The 329-nt window shown below is 40.1% G+C and carries 1 rRNA gene; it reads left to right on the top strand.

Going from position 1 to position 329, the window contains the following annotated elements:
• Positions 1 to 200: 200 nt before the first annotated feature.
• Positions 201 to 329, top strand: a 23S ribosomal RNA gene (locus tag AC27EF_RS13655); the annotation flags it as partial.

Below are 329 nucleotides of genomic sequence, written 5' to 3'. Positions count from 1 at the left end.
TGAGAATACGGTTGTATTCTTAGAAAAGTGTACCTTGAAAACTTCATACAAAATCGAAAGAATTCATTTTCAGAAATGGAAATGAGTCAAGACATCAAATTTCATCGTTAGAAAATAATGAGAAAGAAACACAAACCCATTGATGTAACGCTATACATCAATGAGGAAAGAGAATCGCAAGATTCGATCGTTCCTGCTACGGTTAAAGTAGTAATGGCGCAGGGTGGATGCCTTGGCACTAAGAGCCGATGAAAGACGTGATAAGCTGCGAAAAGCTTCGGGGAGGAGCACATATCCAATGATCCGGAGATATCTGAATGGGGAAACCC

Source organism: Anaerostipes stercorihominis, assembly GCF_057535655.1.
The sequence above is the reverse complement of the archived record's forward strand: the minus strand, read 5'-3'. Positions and strand labels throughout refer to the sequence as shown.